Annotated in this window: 16 protein-coding genes, 1 tRNA gene, 4 pseudogenes and 3 other annotated features (1 of these 24 only partly in view); of the genes and pseudogenes, 9 read left to right on the forward strand and 12 right to left on the reverse strand. The window is 52.2% G+C overall.

The window, feature by feature from the left end; all coding sequences use genetic code 11:
• Positions 1-35 (reverse strand) — a mobile genetic element; it reaches 1,393 nt to the left of the window's first position.
• Positions 18-932 carry a LysR family transcriptional regulator gene (yafC, locus tag SF0194; protein ID NP_706149.1) on the reverse strand — a complete coding sequence of 305 codons (915 nt, stop codon included), beginning with the start codon at positions 930-932 and terminating at the stop codon, positions 18-20. Its footprint overlaps the feature before it by 18 nt.
• Positions 933-1,172: 240 nt before the next feature.
• On the opposite strand from yafC, the gene yafD reads away from it, so the two are divergent.
• On the forward strand, positions 1,173-1,973 hold the full coding sequence (gene yafD / locus SF0195) for a hypothetical protein (RefSeq protein NP_706150.1): 801 nt from the start codon (positions 1,173-1,175) through the stop codon (positions 1,971-1,973).
• Positions 1,974-2,200: 227 nt separating this feature from the next.
• Complete coding sequence (yafE, locus tag SF0196; protein NP_706151.2) at positions 2,201-2,821, forward strand: biotin synthase; 621 nt, start codon at positions 2,201-2,203, stop codon at positions 2,819-2,821.
• Positions 2,822-2,868: 47 nt separating this feature from the next.
• On the opposite strand, the gene mltD is transcribed toward yafE, so the two are convergent.
• The gene (mltD, locus tag SF0197) at positions 2,869-4,215 is read right to left on the reverse strand and encodes a membrane-bound lytic murein transglycosylase D (protein NP_706152.2); all 1,347 of its coding nucleotides are present in this window, start codon (positions 4,213-4,215) and stop codon (positions 2,869-2,871) included.
• A 71-nt stretch (positions 4,216-4,286) separates the two neighbouring features.
• Positions 4,287-5,042, reverse strand: coding sequence for a hydroxyacylglutathione hydrolase (gloB, locus tag SF0198; RefSeq protein NP_706153.1), 756 nt, complete (start codon positions 5,040-5,042; stop codon positions 4,287-4,289).
• A gap of 30 nt (positions 5,043-5,072) precedes the next feature.
• Here gloB and yafS point away from each other — a divergent pair, with 30 nt between their 5' ends.
• Positions 5,073-5,798: a hypothetical protein gene (gene yafS, locus SF0199; RefSeq protein NP_706154.1), complete on the forward strand. Its 726-nt coding sequence runs from the start codon at positions 5,073-5,075 to the stop codon at positions 5,796-5,798.
• Here yafS and rnhA read toward each other — a convergent pair.
• A complete protein-coding gene (gene rnhA / locus SF0201) occupies positions 5,795-6,373 on the reverse strand; it encodes an RNase HI (RefSeq protein ID NP_706155.3) in 579 nt (192 codons plus the stop codon). The two genes, yafS and rnhA, sit on opposite strands and share 4 nt — an antisense overlap.
• Here rnhA and dnaQ point away from each other — a divergent pair.
• Positions 6,327-7,058, forward strand: a complete 732-nt coding sequence (dnaQ, locus tag SF0200) for a DNA polymerase III subunit epsilon (protein ID NP_706156.2) — start codon at positions 6,327-6,329, stop codon at positions 7,056-7,058. The two genes, rnhA and dnaQ, sit on opposite strands and share 47 nt — an antisense overlap.
• Positions 7,059-7,190: 132 nt before the next feature.
• A tRNA-Asp gene (locus SF4442) sits at positions 7,191-7,267 on the forward strand.
• Positions 7,268-7,397: 130 nt separating this feature from the next.
• Here the strand turns inward: SF4442 and safA are convergent.
• The 6 genes and pseudogenes from safA to SF0208 all read right to left on the reverse strand — a co-directional run bounded on the left by safA (position 7,398) and on the right by SF0208 (position 13,135).
• Positions 7,398-8,444, reverse strand: a complete 1,047-nt coding sequence (gene safA / locus SF0202; protein ID NP_706157.1) for a hypothetical protein — start codon at positions 8,442-8,444, stop codon at positions 7,398-7,400.
• Between the two features lie 254 nt (positions 8,445-8,698).
• A pseudogene (gene safB / locus SF0203) lies at positions 8,699-9,017 on the reverse strand.
• Positions 9,014-10,897 carry an outer membrane usher protein gene (gene safC / locus SF0204; RefSeq protein NP_706159.1) on the reverse strand — a complete coding sequence of 628 codons (1,884 nt, stop codon included), beginning with the start codon at positions 10,895-10,897 and terminating at the stop codon, positions 9,014-9,016. The pseudogene safB and the gene safC overlap by 4 nt, the downstream one beginning before the upstream one ends.
• Before the next feature lie 15 nt (positions 10,898-10,912).
• The gene (locus SF0205) at positions 10,913-11,407 is read right to left on the reverse strand and encodes a hypothetical protein (RefSeq protein ID NP_706160.2); all 495 of its coding nucleotides are present in this window, start codon (positions 11,405-11,407) and stop codon (positions 10,913-10,915) included.
• Positions 11,404-11,602: pseudogene (locus SF0206) on the reverse strand. Before SF0206 ends, SF0205 begins: the two are co-directional and overlap by 4 nt.
• 618 nt (positions 11,603-12,220) lie before the next feature.
• Positions 12,221-13,135: pseudogene (locus SF0208) on the reverse strand.
• Between the two features lie 6 nt (positions 13,136-13,141).
• Positions 13,142-14,472 (forward strand) — a mobile genetic element.
• Between SF0208 and SF0209 the strand changes: the two are divergent.
• A complete protein-coding gene (locus SF0209) occupies positions 13,188-13,598 on the forward strand; it encodes an IS2 repressor TnpA (RefSeq protein ID NP_706164.1) in 411 nt (136 codons plus the stop codon). Its footprint overlaps the feature before it by 411 nt.
• Positions 13,556-14,461 (forward strand): IS2 transposase TnpB, encoded by a 906-nt coding sequence (locus SF0210; RefSeq protein ID NP_706165.1) that lies wholly within the window; start codon positions 13,556-13,558, stop codon positions 14,459-14,461. (Lies within the feature at positions 13,142-14,472.) Before SF0209 ends, SF0210 begins: the two co-directional genes overlap by 43 nt.
• A gap of 45 nt (positions 14,473-14,517) precedes the next feature.
• On the opposite strand, the gene SF0211 is transcribed toward SF0210, so the two are convergent.
• Together SF0211 and SF0214 are read right to left on the reverse strand one after the other, a co-directional pair.
• Positions 14,518-14,805 carry a hypothetical protein gene (locus SF0211; RefSeq protein NP_706166.1) on the reverse strand — a complete coding sequence of 96 codons (288 nt, stop codon included), beginning with the start codon at positions 14,803-14,805 and terminating at the stop codon, positions 14,518-14,520.
• A 5-nt stretch (positions 14,806-14,810) separates the two neighbouring features.
• Positions 14,811-16,060 (reverse strand) — a mobile genetic element.
• Positions 14,819-16,024: pseudogene (locus tag SF0214) on the reverse strand. It overlaps the preceding feature by 1,206 nt.
• 138 nt (positions 16,061-16,198) lie before the next feature.
• Between SF0214 and SF0215 the strand changes: the two are divergent.
• Positions 16,199-17,101: a terminase large subunit gene (locus tag SF0215; RefSeq protein NP_706170.1), complete on the forward strand. Its 903-nt coding sequence runs from the start codon at positions 16,199-16,201 to the stop codon at positions 17,099-17,101.
• Complete coding sequence (locus SF0216) at positions 17,102-19,267, forward strand: packaging glycoprotein (protein NP_706171.2); 2,166 nt, start codon at positions 17,102-17,104, stop codon at positions 19,265-19,267.
• Positions 19,268-19,275: the final 8 nt, after the last annotated feature.

Raw genomic sequence — 19,275 nt, forward strand, 5'->3', positions numbered from 1 at the left:
GATCGGTCAACTGATCCTTAACTGATCGGCATTACTCCTCCGGGAGCTGTTTTTACATGCTCGCTAAGGAAATCGATAAAAGCCCGGATGCGCGTACTTACCGCACGGTCGCTGTAATAGACGGCACTGAATGGCATTTCCACTGGCAACACTTTATCTGCCATTAACTCCACCAATTCTCCGCGAGCGATTTCTTTGTCGATCATGTAGTCGGACAAACACGCAATCCCGTTGCCACTCAGGCAAAGCTGTTTCAGTGTTTCCCCACTATTGGATGACAAACCGTACTTCACCTCATGTAATTGTCCATCACTACAGGCTATCGGCCAGGTATTGAGGGAAGCGGGTTCAGTGAATCCCAGGCAAACATGTTGCTTTAAATCGTCGATCGTTTCTGGCTTCCCGTAGCGGGAAATATAATCGGGGGAGGCGATAATTTTTCGATAACTGTTAAATAACGGCCTGGCACGTAAGCTGGAGTCCGTTAACGTACCAGCGCGTATCGCGACATCCACTTTTCTTTCGATCAAATTAATAATCGTTTCGGAGGAGACTAGCGATAAAGTGACTTCCGGATAGCGTTCACGGAAAGGCTTAATTAACGGCATCAGAAAGTGCAGCACCACTGGAGTTGCGGCATCGATCCGTAACAGTCCACGCGGTGTATTACGCGTCTCCATAATTTCTGATTCTGCCGCTGCCATCTCCTGCAAAATTGACTGTACGCGACGAAAATAACGCTCGCCTTCTTCCGTCAGGCTAAGTTGCCGCGTGGTCCGATTAAGCAGGCTAACGCCAAGTTTCATTTCCAGCTTTTTCACCGCCCGGCTTACCGCTGAGTTTGCTTGCCCTAATTGTTCCGCTGCCCGGCTAAAGCTGCCGCTTTCGACGACCGAAACAAAAATGGCGAGTTCTTCCGACGTGGCTTTCATTTTTGCTCCTGTTGCAAAATAGATGAGATATTTTGAATTTATTTGTCATTAAACCATCAGGATGCGTGATATGTCATCCGATTTAATGTTCTCAATAATGAGCAAATTTCTGACAGGTGTAAGCACTTGCTTACATAACAATATACAATTGCTCGTTGAAAGAGTGAGCTAAAATCCCTATAACAGTAGAACCCTCCCGAGTGCGGAAGGGTTGACGTAATAGAGGTTTCAAAGTCAAAAGTGCGAAAAAACACCTATGCCATGCGCTATGTTGCCGGACAACCTGCGGAAAGGATCTTACCGCCGGGGTCTTTTGCGAGCATCGGCCAGGCATTACCACCTGGAGAACCGTTAAGTACCGAAGAGCGTATTCGGATCCTGGTGTGGAACATATACAAACAGCAACGCGCTGAATGGTTGTCGGTATTAAAGAACTACGGCAAAGATGCACATCTGGTGTTATTGCAGGAAGCGCAGACAACGCCAGAGTTAGTACAGTTTGCGACCGCTAACTATCTTGCCGCCGATCAGGTGCCCGCTTTCGTGCTGCCACAACATCCTTCCGGTGTAATGACCCTTTCGGCGGCGCATCCAGTGTATTGCTGCCCGTTACGTGAACGAGAACCCATTTTGCGTCTGGCGAAGTCGGCACTGGTGACGGTCTATCCATTACCTGACACCCGCCTGTTGATGGTGGTTAATATACACGCCGTCAACTTCAGTCTGGGCGTGGATGTCTATAGTAAGCAGTTACTTCCTATTGGTGATCAGATAGCTCACCACAGCGGCCCGGTCATTATGGCGGGAGATTTCAATGCCTGGAGCCGTAGAAGGATGAACGCGTTATATCGCTTTGCGCGGGAAATGTCGCTGCGCCAGGTGCGTTTTACCGATGATCAGCGCCGTCGGGCGTTTGGCCGCCCGCTCGATTTTGTTTTCTACCGTGGTCTGAACGTCAGCGAAGCTTCTGTATTGGTTACGCGCGCTTCCGATCACAATCCGCTACTCGTTGAATTCAGTCCCGGCAAGCCTGATAAATAAGGTATGTCAGGTCTGCCACAGGGCAGACCAACGTTTGGCGCTGTCCTTTTATACTCAAACAACAAAAGGACAGCGCAATGACAACACAATCCCACCATGACCACGTAGAAAAGCAGTTTAGCTCTCAAGCCTGCGAATATCTGACCAGTACCGTACATGCATCCGGACGAGATTTACAGCGCCTGGCGGTGCGTCTGGCTGATTATCCTGGTGCAAGTGCACTTGATATGGGCTGCGGAGCAGGGCATGCCAGCTTTGTTGCTGCGCAAAACGTGAGCGCGGTGGTGGCGTATGACTTATCTGCCCAAATGCTGGATGTCGTGGCACAAGCTGCCGAAGCCCGGCAACTGAAAAATATCACCACCCGCCAGGGATATGCCGAAAGTCTGCCATTTGCCGATAACGCATTTGATATTGTTATCAGCCGTTATTCTGCCCATCACTGGCATGATGTTGGTGCAGCACTGCGTGAAGTGAACCGGATATTGAAACCTGGCGGTAGGATGATTGTGATGGACGTAATGTCTCCGGGTCATCCAGTGCGCGACATCTGGTTACAGACGGTAGAAGCATTACGCGATACCTCTCACGTACGAAACTACGCCAGCGGTGAGTGGTTGAGGTTAATCAATGAAGCCAATCTGATAGTTGATAATTTAATTACAGATAAGTTACCGCTGGAATTTTGTTCATGGGTCGCGAGAATGCGTACGCCAGAAGCGTTAGTAGACGCTATTCGCATTTACCAACAGAGCGCATCGACAGAGGTGAGAACGTATTTTGCCTTGCAGAATGACGGCTCTTTCACCAGTGATATCATCATGGTAGAAGCACATAAAGCGGCATAAATAAAAAAGGCACCGGGGGAATCGGTACCTTTTTATTATCTGGTTTGTCAGGAATCTGGCATGTTGTTGTTTTTCACAAACAACGTCAGCTTGTCGCCTGGTTGCAGATTCGCAGTGTCGCTGTTCCAGCGCATCACATCTTTGATGTTCACGCCGTGGCGTTTAGCAATGCTTGAAAGCGAATCGCCTTTGCGCACACGATACGTAATGCTATCGCTGTTGTTTGCCAGTCGCTGTGCACCAATCGTCAAACTTTGGCCTGGCTTCAGCTTAGATCCGCGCAGTTTGTTCCACTGCTGCAAATCTTTGGTGCTTACGCCGAGACGTGAAGCGATGCTTGAAAGCGTGTCGCCAGAGCGTACGGTGTAAACACGGCTGTTAAGCGGCGTATTGTTGGCAACCAGCGTCGACTGTACAGCAGCAATTTCGCCTGAAGCGAGAGATTCACGCAGTTGATCTGCATGCTTCTTTGGCACCATCACGTACTGCGGCCCACTTGCGCCCAGCGTGGAGCCTTTCACGCCAGCGTTGAATGTCTTCAGCTTGCTGACGGAAATCCCCGCCATATCTGCAACCTTCGCCATTTCAACCGGGCTACTCAGGTGCACACGCGCCAGAGCACGGCTTTCATCGGTCGTTGGCAGACGTACGCCATAACGCTTGCTGTTTTTGAGAATATCACTCAATGCCAGCATTTTAGGCACGTACTGCTTCGTTTCCTGCGGCAACGGTAACGACCAGAAGTCCGTGGATTTCCCACGCGCTTTGTTCGTTTTAATTGCCTTCATGACCCGACCTTCGCCGCTGTTATAAGCCGCTACGGTCAGAAGCCAGTCGTCGTCAAACATTTTGTTCAGACGCTGCATCATATTCAGCGCGGCAGTTGTTGAAGCAACAACATCGCGACGCGCGTCATAATTGCGGGTCTGTTTCAAACCATAATTGCGCCCCGTGCTCGGAATGATCTGCCAGATGCCTGCGGCATTGGCGCCAGACGTTGCGTGAGGATCAAAAGCGCTCTCCACTATGGGTAGTAGTACCAGTTCCATAGGCATGTTACGTTTTTTAACTTGCCCTGCTATCCAGTACATATACGGCTCTGCCCGTAAAGTTACATCGTGGAGATAGCTCTTATTGCGTAAATATTTCTGTTTCTGTTCGCGAATCCGGTCATTTTCCGGAATTCCCATCTTTAGCTCGTCGCCAATGAAAGCCCACAAGTCACCATCTGGCGCGATAGACGTCCCATCGTCCATCCATCGTGCCTGACTTGTAAACTTTGCTGCTTCCCCTTGACCAGCTGCAGAAAGGCTCTGTGCGTGCTGTTGAACGTTGCCGGTACTCTGGCAACCCACGAGCAGGACAGAGGCGAGTAATATCGCTTTTGCCTTCATGTGTGTGTCAATAGTTGCTTAAAAGACGACCGATCATAACGGCGAACGGAGCCGATGACAAGAAAGTTTTATCAGAACCTATCTTTCTTTGACCTTAACCATGCAAAACGCTCTTCAGGTTGTTGCAATAATGTTTCTTCATTAATTCCATTAATTAAATCAATATCTTCCGTTCTTAAAAAAACATTAATTTGCCGCTCATTTTTCAGAATTACGGGTAGTGTTATTTGATTTTTTGCCCGTAACTCCTTAACTTTACGATAATAATCATTTATGGACAAATCGTGCGGAAAAATACTCAAAGCAAACTTCATATTTGATAACGTATATTCATGAGCACAACATACCAATGTATCGTCAGGTAACGCACTTAGCTTTTTAAGTGATTGATACATTTGTAAAGCTGTCCCTTCAAACAACCGACCACACCCACCAGAAAACAGCGTGTCGCCGCAAAATAGATAAGGTTTACTGAAGTAACAGATATGTCCTAAAGTGTGACCCGGTGTGGTAATTACACTAAATTCATGCCCTAAAACGAAGGCAGTTTCGCCATCTTTGACTACCTGTGTTGTTCCCTTATCTTGTGTCTCTTGTGGACCATACACTACAATTTGCGGAAACTTTTCCACCAGTTCTTTTACGCCGCCAACGTGATCGTGGTGATGGTGGGTTAGAAATATGGCCTCCGGTTGCCAGTTATTGGCGGTAATGGCGTTTAATACTGGCTCTGCGTCTCCGGGATCGACAATCAGGCAGCGACCTGCCTCATCATTCAAAACCCAGATGTAATTGTCATCAAAGGCGGGAATACTGTTAAGATTCATAGATTACCTCTCAGTGTAAAACGGAAGGTTGTGATGAAACCGGCAAGAGTCCCTCAAACTGTCGTGGCTCCTGATTGCTGGGGCGATTTGCCCTGGGGAGAGCTTTATCGCAAGGCGCTGGAGCGCCAGCTCAACCCGTGGTTCACTAAAATGTATGGTTTTCATCTGCTTAAGATTGGCAATTTAAGCGCAGAAATCAATTGCGAAGCGTGCGCGGTTTCTCATCAAGTGAATGTTTCTGCGCAAGGAATGCCCGTCCAGGTGCAGGCGGATCCACTTCATCTTCCTTTTGCCGATAAATCCGTTGATATTTGTCTACTGGCACATACCTTGCCGTGGTGCACCGATCCGCATCGTTTATTACGTGAAGCCGATCGGGTACTGATTGATGATGGCTGGCTGGTGATTAGTGGCTTCAACCCCATCAGTTTAATGGGATTACGCAAACTTGTGCCGGTATTGCGCAAAACCTCGCCCTATAATAGCCGGATGTTTACTCTGATGCGGCAACTGGACTGGCTCTCTTTGTTGAATTTTGAAGTGCTGCACGCCAGCCGTTTCCACGTTCTCCCGTGGAACAAACACGGAGGAAAACTATTGAATGCGCATATTCCTGCGCTTGGTTGCTTACAACTTATTGTTGCCCGGAAACGGACTATTCCTTTAACGCTAAATCCGATGAAACAGAGTAAAAACAAGCCACGAATTCGCCAGGCGGTTGGAGCCACCCGGCAATGTCGTAAACCACAGGCTTAAACTTCGACTTGGTAGCCCGTATCTTCCAGTGTGGGATTCATCGCCGCGGCACGAGCCAGTTCATCACAGCGTTCGTTTTCCGGGTGTCCGGCATGGCCTTTAACCCATTCCCATTTGATTTGATGCTGCCCCAATGCAGCATCAAGACGTTGCCAGAGATCGACATTTTTTACTGGTTTTTTGTCTGCTGTTTTCCAGCCACGTTTTTTCCAGTTATGGATCCACTGGGTGATACCCTGGCGGACATACTGGCTGTCGGTACTCAAAATGACTTCGCAATGTTCTTTTAACGCCTCCAGCGCGACAATAGCGGCCATCAACTCCATACGGTTGTTGGTGGTGCGGGTGTAGCCTGCGCTAAAGGTTTTCTCGCGTCCGCGATAGCGTAAAATAGCGCCGTAACCCCCAGGTCCAGGATTACCCAGACACGAACCATCGGTGAAAATTTCTACCTGTTTAAGCATCTCTGGTAGACTTCCTGTAATTGAATCGAACTGTAAAACGACAAGTCTGACATAAATGACCGCTATGAGCACTGCAATTACACGCCAGATCGTTCTCGATACCGAAACCACCGGTATGAACCAGATTGGTGCACACTATGAAGGCCACAAGATCATTGAGATTGGTGCTGTTGAAGTAGTGAACCGTCGCCTGACGGGCAATAACTTCCATGTTTATCTCAAACCCGATCGGCTGGTGGATCCGGAAGCCTTTGGCGTACATGGTATTGCTGATGAATTTTTGCTCGATAAGCCCACGTTTGCCGAAGTAGCCGATGAGTTTATGGACTATATCCGCGGCGCGGAGTTGGTGATCCATAACGCAGCGTTCGATATAGGCTTTATGGACTACGAGTTTTCGTTGCTTAAGCGCGATATTCCGAAGACCAATACCTTCTGTAAGGTCACCGATAGCCTTGCGGTGGCGAGGAAAATGTTTCCCGGTAAACGCAACAGCCTCGATGCGCTATGTGCCCGCTACGAAATAGATAACAGTAAACGAACGCTGCACGGGGCATTACTCGATGCCCAGATCCTTGCGGAAGTTTATCTGGCGATGACCGGTGGTCAAACGTCGATGGCTTTTGCGATGGAAGGAGAGACACAGCAGCAACAAGGTGAAGCAACAATTCAGCGCATTGTACGTCAGGCAAGTAAGTTACGCGTTGTTTTTGCGACAGATGAAGAGCTGGCAGCACATGAAGCCCGTCTCGATCTGGTGCAGAAAAAAGGCGGAAGCTGCCTCTGGCGGGCATAAATACATGTAAAAGGCGCTAAAAATAGCGACTTGGGCGATTTTTGCAGCAAACGATTCAAAAGATGAGAAAAATCGTTGACGAAGGTCGAGGCAATCCGTAATATTCGCCTCGTTCCCAGCGGAACACAACGCGGAGCGGTAGTTCAGTCGGTTAGAATACCTGCCTGTCACGCAGGGGGTCGCGGGTTCGAGTCCCGTCCGTTCCGCCAATATTCAGAAAGCCCGAATCAGTAATGATTCGGGCTTTCGTCGTTTTGGTGAAGTGAGAATTTTTCACTCCGAAGTAAAACGGATATGATTTAAAAAATGGCCAGACATTATAAATTCTGGCCACTTCTGTTACTCCAGCGCATCCCATTTCTCCAGCAGTTCTACTGGAATTTCATTTATTACCTCCGAGACGCGTTTTCCGACCAGGCGTTCTGCCTGGCGCAGCAAAGGAATGGTCGGGCTGCTCGGTTCGCTGTGCTCAAACCAGCGACGGATGACACGCAGGCGTTCCAGCGCGTCGTTTCGGTCGCGGATCTGCCGGGGTTCTGCGCCGGTCATCGGTGATATTTCCTCCGCGATATGCACCGGTAGCGCAATCTGCTCTGCCTGCATCTGTTCAGTATGAACGATGGTGGCGTTTTCCGGCTGCTCAGCCTGTGGTTGTGGCAGGATCTCCGGCGTGGTGCTCTGCACTGCTCCCGGTAACAGGGCCAGCAGTTGCGTCAGACGGGAGAAGTCCGGTGCCTGGTCATTCAGCGTTTCACGCGCATGGCGTTGCAGCCGCTCAGTGGTCTCTGCTGCCTGGCGAAAGGCATCCAGCGGCAGTGTGCCGCGCGCTTCCAGGTCTGCCAGTTGCTGGCGTACCGATTCTGGTGCCAGCGCATCCGCCGGGCGTAATGCAGATAGCGAACGCTCCACATCCCGCACCTGAAGGCGCATGGCAGCATTATTTGACAGTGTAATGCCACGAATATCCGCCATTACACCTTCGTGGTCCAGCAACGCCGCCAGCGCGTTACTGCGTGCCACCGCAGCATCTTCGGCGGTGATATCTTCAGTCGCGAGCAGTTGAGGATGGATGGCGTCCGGGTACGTGGAGCACAACGTTTCCAGCAGCGTGAGCGCCTCCGACAGTCCCCTGGCACCGGCCTGCTGGATACGGCAGCGCAGCAGGACAACCAGAATGCGGATATCTTTGCTGCGCATCAGCAGACGATGGGCGTCCCGCTCAAGCTCCGCCCAGTTAATGTTTTCCGGCGTACTGACAAAATCGCCATATTGCGCTTCTTCACGCGGTGCGGCGCGGGTGAACAGCAGCAGGTATTCCGGATCGTACTCCAGATCCGGGCCGCAGGGGCATTCCGCCGAAATTGGGTCAGACAGGAATATTTCCATTTAATTATCCTCAGTGCGCCAGCGTGGTGGCCAGACCGTCCGGATTGCGGGACTCACGCACCAGATGGGCCGATGCCGCCAGACGAGCGTGATCTGGCAACGGGCTGTCAGCGCTCTCCCGCAAATCCTGCCCGCTGAGGCTGGCGACATAAAAGGCAAAGCGGTCATGTTGCGGTTTATCCAGACCGCCCCCAGCGGACTGGGCGCTGCGCCATGCCTGGTAAAACTGCGTCAGCCAGCGGTGATGAAAAAGATCAGAAAAACGGGTCAGCGTCGGCTTTCAGTCCGGTTACGCGCCAGTTCGGTGTAGTGCAGCGGCAGTGGACCGTTCGGCCCCCACAGCACGAGGCTGTACAGACTGATGTGCAGGCGCCCTTCCTGCCAGCCCACACTGGCGATTTCTCGTGGCGCAAAGGTCAGCGCGGGCGTTTGTCCGAGGCGAAATTTTTCCATCCGTGGTTGCCAGGTGTTGCCCGCCGGAACGGTACACAACTGCACATCCACGCGGCGCATCAGGTTCAGAAAACCGTAACGCCAGGGGGGGGCCTGCGCCTGAGTGAAATCGTTGCTCATACGCTTCCCCGCTGTCCCGCCCTGACAGGCCAGGTCATAATTTTGCCGCGCTGCATGCTGTGCAGCGTCATCTGCGAGAAGGTATTAATGGAAACATGGCGGGCGATATAGTGTTCCAGCACCAGGCCGAACAGATACGGACTGATGCCGGAAAAACCTTCTTCATCCACCGTCAGTTCACAACTGACGCCACGCCCATAGACCAGTAGTCCGGAACCGGGCAGACGGCGGGTGACCGGGGTCGTTTTACAACCAATCAGGCTGCGCACCTGGCGCGATTGCGGACTGTCATGAGCAGGAATAAACAGGTTCAGCAGATCTCGCAACGCCTGGCCGCCGGTACGGTGATCCAGATCGGCCAGCGGCAGATAATTAAAAGATAACTGGCGGATCAACCGCCATGCCATCTCACGTTCAGCCATCGGGGGCTGCGGCGAGCGTGGCGGGCGGATAAGCCCTACGCCCGCCACCGGGATGGCTGCATCCACGGTTAGATCGTCCCGGCCATTGCGGGCAATAAGACAGGGCAGATCGCGGTTAGTGACCATGGCCGTGATGGTGATGTGGCGCAGATTTTCCGGGTACGGCGCTTCATACTGGTCAACCAGCGACAGGAACACTTCCGAGCCCGTATAGGGGGTACGGGTGCCGTAACGGCGGGCGTTTTCTGATAAGCGGCGGGGCTCCCGGCGCAGGGAAAAATAACGTCCGTGATTGCCTTCATCATTATTGCGGGTGTGGTAGAGCGGGCGAAAGGCCATCTTCCGTGTGGTGTCGGTTTCCAGCCCTTCCACTTCCTGGACCGAGAACACCTCATAATCCAGCGGATGGGTTCTGTCCACCACCAGATGCTGTTCCGTCGTGCTGTGCGTGACATCGATCCGGGCGGTGACGCGGGGAAACAGGTTGATAACCGGGGTACAGAACAGGCTGAACTGTGCCGCATTTGTCTGGTGGATCAGCCAGTCCGGCGGCAGGCGGTTCAGCAGGATAACAATCTCCGCCACGCCACCGTCAATTTTCTGTAATCCGGCAGACAGGCCTGTCGGGGTGAAAAAATAGAAGCGTTCCGGACAGGCAAAATATTCATGCAGCAGGTTATGACCGTGAAACACGTTCCACGCCAGCGGCAGCAGCCCCTGATCCGGCTCCAGGCCTTCGTACATAACGGGCTGTTGCAGATTCACATCCAGCGCGCCGTCAAAATGCCCCGGAATGCCAGCCAGGGGCGCGATGGCGCTGGTATGTAGAAGTTCTAACAGGTGTGAGGCCGTACGCTCCTCGCCGCAGAGATAAAACGGCAGCCTGTCCAGTCCGGCAAGCTGACTGAACGTTAGTTCACCAAAGGTGCGCAGGGTAATACGCAGCGCCCCGGCGACGTGAATGTTGGCCGGCAGGTAGCGGTGCAGGGCAGGCATATCCGGTGGCGCGGCGGTCAGTCGCGCCTCTTCGATGGCGAGCGGCCACAGCGTTACATCCTGGCTGCTGCGAAACTGGCAGGCAGTGCTTTCGCCTTCCGGAATGGCGGAGAAAAAGGCTGTGTCGCGCGGGACGGTAAATCCTTTCGCCAGATCGCCTTCTTCCGTATCGGGATGCAACTGCGCCACGCTCATTGAGGGCGTGGGTGTGACGTAATTGGGGCTGACCACTTCCAGCAGGCGCTGGGTGAAACGGGGGAATTCAGCGTCAATTTTTAGCTGCGTGCGGGCGGTCAGGAAGCTGAAGGCCTCGACCATTCGCTCTACATACGGATCGGCAATATCCGTTCCCTGCATGCCCAGCCGGGCGGCGACTTTGGGATGACGGGCGGCAAATTCGGCTCCCGTTTCCCGCAGATAGCTCAGTTCGCGGTTGTAGTATTCCAGTAGCCGTGGATCCATCGGTCTCTCTCTGAATTAAAAAAACGTAATGCGACTCTGCTCCATATCCAGCGCGCTACGTACCCGGAATGCAGTCGGATACGGCTGCGTGAGGATCTCGCCGCGAATTTCAAACTGTAATGTGTTATGGCCACTCTGGCGGCGCTCATCCTGAAGTGGGATGATTTGCAGAGTGGACGCTTTCAGCCGGGGTTCAAACCGGGTGATGGTTCGCAAAATGGCCCTGCGGATATCGTCCCACTTGTGCTCATACAGAAAGCTGCCCGCCAGTGGCGGCAGGCCGTAGTTAAGTACGGACGCTGCCGCGTACGGATAACGTGCAGCATCAATATCATCTTCATGGCTGACGGTGTTGAGCAGAAATGACAAATCCCGGCGGATGATCTCCTTAATCTGAACCGGACTGACGCTGATACCGTGGTCGCGTTTCTGGTTTGGGGCGTCGTCACACAGGCGGTCAAACAGCGTGGGCAGCAGGTGATTGCCTGGACGCTGGCGGGAAGCGCTCACGCGTCGCTTCCTTCAGCGGTGTTAAAGGTACAGGTGGACAAATCCAGCAGGCTGATATCGCCGTGACCGGTGAGCCACACCCTCTGACCCAGCGCCTGTACCAGTGTCTCTCCCGGACCGTCCTGCCAGACCGTTTCCCGGCACAGACGCAGGGAGTCGGCAGCCTTTTCAGAGCCGCTGTAGCGGGGAAACAGCTAGGCACTGTGTGTATCGCCATTGTTCAGGGTGACGTTGACGGGTTTCCAGATCAAATCGATCAGATGCGCAGGCCGCGGCGATTTCAGCGAACAGATTTGTGAAAACGGCAGCCAGATATATGCTCCGCCCGCGATCAGTTCGAGTACCGGACCGGTACGGGAGTCGCTGTCGCTAATCCAGTCAAATGCGCCGCCATTCCACTGCCCGGAAGTGTCTGTTATGGCCTCAAGCGCGCGGCTGCGGTGAGCATCAGCTTCCTGCGCTTCACCACGGGCGTTACAGGCGAGGGCGGTCAGCAGATCCTCCATCCAGGCGGGCGGCGGGAGAATAACACCGGGCCGCTGTTCGCCCTGAAAGCAGGCGTGGCGGTATATCTCACAGCGGATCAGCTCGCCAAATACCTGCGCTTCGCGAGTATAATTTGCGTCCATCCGGGCGCATAGCTGGATCTGTTGCAGTGCCCGCGACCAGTCGCCTGCCACGCACAATAACTGAAACAGGCTGTGGCGGCGGGAGGCCTGCGCTGGGTGCATCCTGACCTGTTGCTCTGCCATCTGAATGCCCTCCACCACGGAATAATCCCGCAGCAGCGCCGACAAGGTAATCGGTAGCTCGTTATTGTTTGTCATGATATATCTCTCCATGTTGTGCCGGGTTTATCCGGTAATGGCTGTCAATGCCAATGATGCGATGCTCTTTCCGTGTCAGATCTGGCAGTACGGTGTTATGCGCTGTTTCCGGGGCGTATTCCGGGGAAAGTAAATGCAGGATATCAGGGGGAGTCTTTTCGACAGGCCAGATAGTTTCATCTTCGCCAGTGGCATCCAGTACATTGAGAATAGCGTCAATGCTTAACCCACCAGTGACCATATCCTGCAATGTCTCGGCTTCGGTGACCAGGTCACGCAATGAATCCAGATCCTGCGAGGAGGGCTCTTCGTTAAAAGGAAAAGGATCAGCATGGCGATTAAGATCTTGTTCGGGAGATAACAACGCCTCGCGGTATTCCTGATAAAGTCGGGTCAGGGCATTTCCTTTTTCCGCACCTTCTCCGGTGGAGGAGGCTCCATGAACAGGAATGATATCGAATGGATTTTGTGATGTCAGATGCTGCTGCCTGAACCAATCCAGATCCAGATATTCGGTTATTGCTTCCGACGTGATGGCAGTCTGCGATATCGTTTTTACTGTGCTCAGGTTCGGAGATGATGGATTGCCATGTACAAGGCACTATGAAGATAACCCCCATTCTATCAGGTCGCCTTCATTCAGACGCATACGGTGATGAGGTTCCACAATCTGGTCGTTTACCGTACAGCAATATTCGGTAGACTGATTGATAATCCACCATGCTTCTTCGTGGCGGGTCAGAGTGAGGGCAATCTTTACATCATCATTCACCTTAAAAACAGGAATCCAGGGAGAGGTAACGGTGAAGATAATTTGTGTTCCTTCAGTCGCGTAAATTGTGTTATCGGCGATCCCGTGCGCCTGTATTTTTTGGAGTCCCCACGTAATATTTGGTTTCATTGTGTATAGACTGGCCCCCTGAATCTCCAGACAACCAGTATCACTTATTTAAGTGATAGTCTTAATACTAGTTTTTAGACTTGTCATTGGAGAACAGATTATTGATGTCTTAGGGCCGGAGAAACGCAGACGGCGTACCACACAGGAAAAGATCGCAATTGTTCAGCAGAGCTTTGAACCGGGGATGACGGTCTCCCTCGTTGCCCGGCAACATGGTGTAGCAGCCAGCCAGTTATTTCTCTGGCGTAAGCAATACCAGGAAGGAAGTCTTACTGCTGTGGCCGCCGGAGAACAGGTTGTTCCTGCCTCTGAACTTGCTGCCGCCATGAAGCAGATTAAAGAACTCCAGCGCCTGCTCGGCAAGAAAACGATGGAAAATGAACTCCTCAAAGAAGCCGTTGAATATGGACGGGCAAAAAAGTGGATAGCGCACGCGCCCTTATTGCCCGGGGATGGGGAGTAAGCTTAGTCAGCCGTTGTCTCCGGGTGTCGCGTGCGCAGTTGCACGTCATTCTCAGACGAACCGATGACTGGATGGATGGCCGCCGCAGTCGTCACACTGATGATACGGATGTGCTTCTCCGTATACACCATGTTATCGGAGAGCTGCCCACGTATGGTTATCGTCGGGTATGGGCGCTGCTTCGCAGACAGGCAGAACTTGATGGTATGCCTGCGATCAATGCCAAACGTGTTTACCGGATCATGCGCCAGAATGCGCTGTTGCTTGAGCGAAAACCTGCTGTACCGCCATCGAAACGGGCACATACAGGCAGAGTAGCCGTGAAAGAAAGCAATCAGCGATGGTGCTCTGACGGGTTCGAGTTCTGCTGTGATAACGGAGAGAGACTGCGTGTCACGTTCGCGCTGGACTGCTGTGATCGTGAGGCACTGCACTGGGCGGGGACTACCGGCGGCTTCAACAGTGAAACAGTACAGGACGTCATGCTGGGAGCGGTGGAACGCCGCTTCGGCAACGATCTTCCGTCGTCTCCAGTGGAGTGGCTGACGGATAATGGTTCATGCTACCGGGCTAATGAAACACGCCAGTTCGCCCGGATGTTGGGACTTGAACCGAAGAACACGGCGGTGCGGAGTCCGGAGAGTAACGGAATAGCAGAGAGCTTCGTGAAAACGATAAAGCGTGACTACATCAGTATCATGCCCAAACCAGACGGGTTAACGGCAGCAAAGAACCTTGCAGAGGCGTTCGAGCATTATAACGAATGGCATCCGCATAGTGCGCTGGGTTATCGCTCGCCACGGGAATATCTGCGGCAGCGGGCTTGTAATGGGTTAAGTGATAACAGATGTCTGGAAATATAGGGGCAAATCCAGTATAAGCCATTATCAAACCCACCCGTAGATAGGCTTTGTAATGGCTACTTCTTCAGAAATGATTCGATGAATTCACGTCGAGGATGACGATAGTTCAGAATATCTTCTGGCATCCTCATAAAGCGGTTGTTGCCGTCTTTGGCAGTAACAAAACAGCTGTGAACTCCGCAGACATCCGTTTTGATCGTGTCGCTATACTCAAAAAGCAACTGAGCCATCTTCTCTTGCCATTCTGGAGGCATAGCCTCCATGAATACTCGCGGCATCACGCAGAACGACGCATGCGTAAGACCAAACCACAGTTGCAGGTCTTTACGATATTCTTCATCCATCGTCTTGAAGTGGTCAACAAAAACTGGCCACCGAGTTAGAGTTTTTCCAGTATCGATTTTCCGATTCGTTTGGGGGTAACCCACCGTTATATTCGTGCGGTCTTAGTGCGCTGTAATATCCAACGATATAGTCCGTTATGGCGTGAGCTGCCTCGCTGAAGCTTACGTAACCCACCACCGGCATCCATTCGTTCTTCAGACTCCTGAAGAAGCGTTCCATTGGGCTGTTATCCCAGCAGTTTCCGCGCCGGCTCATACTCTGTCTGATCTGGTATCGCCACAATAACTGCCGGAACTGCCTGCTCGTATAATGACTGCCCTGATCGCTGTGGAACATCACCCCGCCGGGCTTACCACGGGTTTCCCATGCCATTTCCAGCGCTTTCATGGTGAGCCTGCTGTCCGGCGAGAACGACATGGCCCAGCCCACTGGTTTTCTTGCGAACAGGTCGAGAACAACGGCGAGGTACGCCCAGCGCTTACCCGTCCAGATATAGGTCACATCACCGCACCACACCTGATTTGGCTCGGTCACCGGCGAACTGCCTTTCAAGGTAGTTAGGGATAGCAACATGTTCATGACCACCACGTTTATACCGGCGAGTCGGCTGCTGACAGCTGACCAGCCCCAGCTCTTTCATGAGCCTGCCAGCAAGCCAGCGTCCCATCTGGTAGCCTCTCCGGGTTGCCATTGTGGCGATGCTTCTTGCTCCGGCCGAACCGTGGCTGATGCCATGTAGCTCAAGTACCTGACTGCGTAATACAGCCCGTCTGCCGTCTGGTTTTTCAGGACGGTTTTTCCAGTATCTGTAGCTGCTGCGATGAACCCCGAACACATGGCAGAGTGTGACCACAGGATAATGCGCTCTGAGTTTCCCGATTATCGAGAACTGTTCAGGGAGTCTGACATCAAGAGCGCGGTAGCCTTTTTTAATATTTCATTCTCCATTTCAATGCGTTGTAGCTTTTTCCTGAGCTCACGGATTTCAATTTGTTCCGGGGTAATGGGGGAGGCTTTTGGTGTTTTGCCCTGACGCTCATCACGCAGTTGTTTGACCCATCTTGTCATTGTGGAAAGGCCAACATCCATAGCTTTGGCGGCATCTGCCACCGTGTATTTCTGGTCAACAACCAGTTGAGCGGATTCGCGTTTAAACTCTGCGCTAAAATTTCTTTTTTTCATTGGAGCACCTGTGTTGTTCTGAGGTGAGCATATCACCTCTGTTCAGGTGGCCAAATTCAGTGTGCCACTTCACCTTTCTTTCCGAACCTTGTTGATCACCTTCTGGTTAAGCATCACACGGCTGATGGCGTTGAAGATGGCATTTCAATCTGCTACTTCAAGCCATACTCGCAAGGCCGTGCTCGCTGGCAGGGTGACACAATCCACGGCGTGTGGTTTGACGAAGAGCCACCATACAGCATTTATGGCGAAGGTCTTACCCGTACCAACAAATACGGGCAATTCTCAATTCTGACGTTTACCCCGCTGATGGGGATGTCTGACGTTGTTACCAAGTTCCTGAAGAACCCCAGCAAGTCGCAGAAAGTGGTCAACATGACCATCTATGACGCTGAGCACTATACCGACGAGCAGAAAGAGCAAATCATCGCATCATATCCCGAGCATGAGAGAGAGGCGCGTGCTCGCGGTATTCCTACGATGGGTAGTGGTCGAATCTTCCAGATACCGGAAGAGACGATTAAGTGTCAGCCGTTCGAGTGTCCTGATCACTTCTACGTAATTGGCGGGATGGATTTCGGATGGGATCACCCACAGGCGCAAGTTCAGCTTTGGTGGGATAAGGAGGCAGACACAATCTACGTTTCACGCGTGTGGAAGGCGAAAGAAAAAACAGCCGTTCAGGCGTGGGGAGCCGTTAAATCATGGGCGCATAAAGTGCCAACCGCATGGCCTCATGATGGAAACCAGCACGAGAAGGGCGGCGGTGAGCAGCTCAAAGGGCAGTATGCAGACGCTGGATTTATGATGTTGCAGGAGCATGCGACATGGCCTGATGGCGGTAACGCTGTTGAGCCAGGCATCACTGAATTGCGCGACATGATGCTCGATGGTCGCTTCAAAGTATTCAATACCTGTGAGCCATTCTTTGAGGAGTTCCGCCTCTATCACCGTGATGAAAACGGGAAAATCGTCAAGCTTAACGACGACGTGCTATCCGCCGTTCGCTATGCATACATGATGCGCCGCTTCGCAAAAATGATGCGCGACATCAAAAAACCAAAAGAGAAAAAGATACCAGCCCCAATCAGGCCCATCGCACGGAGAACTTAAATGGCCGACGAAAACAGACTCAATTCCATTCTGTGTAAGTTTGACGCAGACTGGATGGCGAGCGATGAAGCCAGAACCGAGGCGACAAATGACCTGTATTTTAGCCGAGTGTCGCAATGGGATGACTGGCTATCAAACTACACTACCCTGCAATATCGCGGACAATTCGATGTTGTTCGCCCGGAGGTCAGGAAACTGGTCGCAGAGATGCGCCGGAACCCTGTCGACGTTCTCTTCCGACCCAAAGACGGCGCTAATCCTGATGCAGCCGATGTATTGATGGGGATGTATCGTACTGATATGCGCCATAACACGGCAAAGATTGCCGTTAACGTTGGCGTTCGTGAGCAGATAGAGTCAGGCGTTGGTGCATGGCGTCTGGTCACGCAGTACGAAGACAACGATCCAACAAGCAACAATCAGGTAATCCGACGCCTGCCAATCCATGAAGCCTGCTCACACGTCATATGGGACGCCAACAGCAAGCAGATGGATAAGAGCGACGCTAAGCACTGCACGGTGATTAACGCCTTGTCGCGCAATGGCTGGAAAGAGTTCGCAGAGGATTACGGTATTGACCCGGATACCCTGCCATCTTTCCAGAATCCTAACGATACATGGCTATTCCCGTGGGTGTCGAATGATGTCGTCTACGTCGCTGAGTATTACGAGGTAGAAGAGGAGAAGGAGAAGGTCTTCATCTACCGCGACCCGCTGACAGGTGAGCCGGTCAGCTATTACCAGCAGGATATCAAAGACGTCATCGACGACCTGGCTAATCGTGGATTCATTAAGGTAGCAGAGCGCAAGGTGAAGCGTCGGCGTGTGTATAAGTCGATCATCACCTGTACGCAGATACTGAAAGACCGCGAGAAGATAGCCGGAGAGCATATTCCAATCGTTCCAGTGTATGGCGAATGGTCATTCGCTGGTGACAAGGAGTGCTACGAGGGTGTGGTAAGGCTGACGAAAGACGGTCAACGCCTTCGTAACATGATTATGTCGTTCAACGCCGATATTGTTGCTCGGTCACCGAAGAAGAAACCGACCTTCTTCCCTGAGCAAATCGAAGGCTACGAATACATGTACGGCGGAAATGATGACTATCCGTACTATCTGCAGAACAGGACTGATGAAAACGGTAACGACCTGCCGATTGGTCCAATCTCCTACATGGAAAACCCTGAAGTGCCGCAAGCCAACGCTTACATGCTTGAGGCTGCCACCAACGCAGTGAAAGAAGTGGCTAGTCTTGGCGTGGATGCGCAGGCGGCAAATGGTCAGGTCGCTTTTGATACCGTCAATCAACTGAACATGCGGGCAGACCTTGAGACATACGTGTTTCAGGATAACCTGGCTACCGCAATGCGACGTGATGGCGAGATTTATGCCTCAATGGTCAACGATATTTATGACGTTCCTCGTCATGTAACGCTGACACTTGAAGATGGAAGCGAGAAAGACGTTCAACTCTATGCGCAAGTTGTCGATTACCAGTCCGGCAATGTGGTCACACTCAACGACATTCGCGGTCGATATGAGTGCTATACAGACGTTGGGCCATCCTTCCAGAGTATGAAGGAACAGAACCGCGCAGAGATTCAGGAGTTGCTCACCAAGGTTCCGCAAGGTACTCCAGAGTTCCAGATGCTGATGCTGCAATACTTCACGCTGCTTGACGGTAAAGGCGTCGAGATGATGCGAGAGTACGCGAACAAGCAACTGGTGATGATGGGGCTGAAGAAACCAGAAACACCTGAAGAGATGGAGATGGTGCAGCAGGCACAACAACAGCCGCAGCAGCCATCAGCAGAGCAAATTCAGGCGCAGGGTATCCTTCTGCAAGGTCAGGCTGAATTGCTCAAGGCAGAGAACCAACAGGCGCAGATTCAGGTTGAAGCTGCCAAGGTTGAAGCCCAAAACCAACTCAACGCCGCGAAGATTGCAGAAATATTCAACAATATGGACCTCGACAAGCAGGCAGAACTGCGTGAGTACCTCAGGCTCGTAGGTCAATTCCAGCAACAGCGCAGCAAAGATGCTCGTGCTAACGCTGAGCTGCTTCTTAAAGATGCAGACCAGACTCATTCACAACGCATGGATTTCGCGAATCTTATGCGTCAAGTTCAAATCCCCTCCGGCGGAGTAGCCGAGACACCTCAATAAGAGAGAGT

The sequence above is a fragment of the Shigella flexneri 2a str. 301 genome (assembly GCF_000006925.2).
Lineage (GTDB): Bacteria > Pseudomonadota > Gammaproteobacteria > Enterobacterales > Enterobacteriaceae > ECMA0423.

Bases quoted from the DNA above. Each gene is read 5' to 3' on its own strand.
- safC (NP_706159.1), bottom strand. From the start codon at position 10,897: ATGGATCCACGGCTACTGGAATACTACAACCGCGAACTGAGCTATCTG.
- SF0211 (NP_706166.1), bottom strand. From the start codon at position 14,805: ATGGATGAAGAATATCGTAAAGACCTGCAACTGTGGTTTGGTCTTACG.
- yafC (NP_706149.1), bottom strand. From the start codon at position 932: ATGAAAGCCACGTCGGAAGAACTCGCCATTTTTGTTTCGGTCGTCGAA.
- dnaQ (NP_706156.2), top strand. From the start codon at position 6,327: ATGAGCACTGCAATTACACGCCAGATCGTTCTCGATACCGAAACCACC.
- mltD (NP_706152.2), bottom strand. From the start codon at position 4,215: ATGAAGGCAAAAGCGATATTACTCGCCTCTGTCCTGCTCGTGGGTTGC.
- yafE (NP_706151.2), top strand. From the start codon at position 2,201: ATGGGCTGCGGAGCAGGGCATGCCAGCTTTGTTGCTGCGCAAAACGTG.
- safA (NP_706157.1), bottom strand. From the start codon at position 8,444: ATGGAAATATTCCTGTCTGACCCAATTTCGGCGGAATGCCCCTGCGGC.
- SF0216 (NP_706171.2), top strand. From the start codon at position 17,102: ATGGCCGACGAAAACAGACTCAATTCCATTCTGTGTAAGTTTGACGCA.
- gloB (NP_706153.1), bottom strand. From the start codon at position 5,042: ATGAATCTTAACAGTATTCCCGCCTTTGATGACAATTACATCTGGGTT.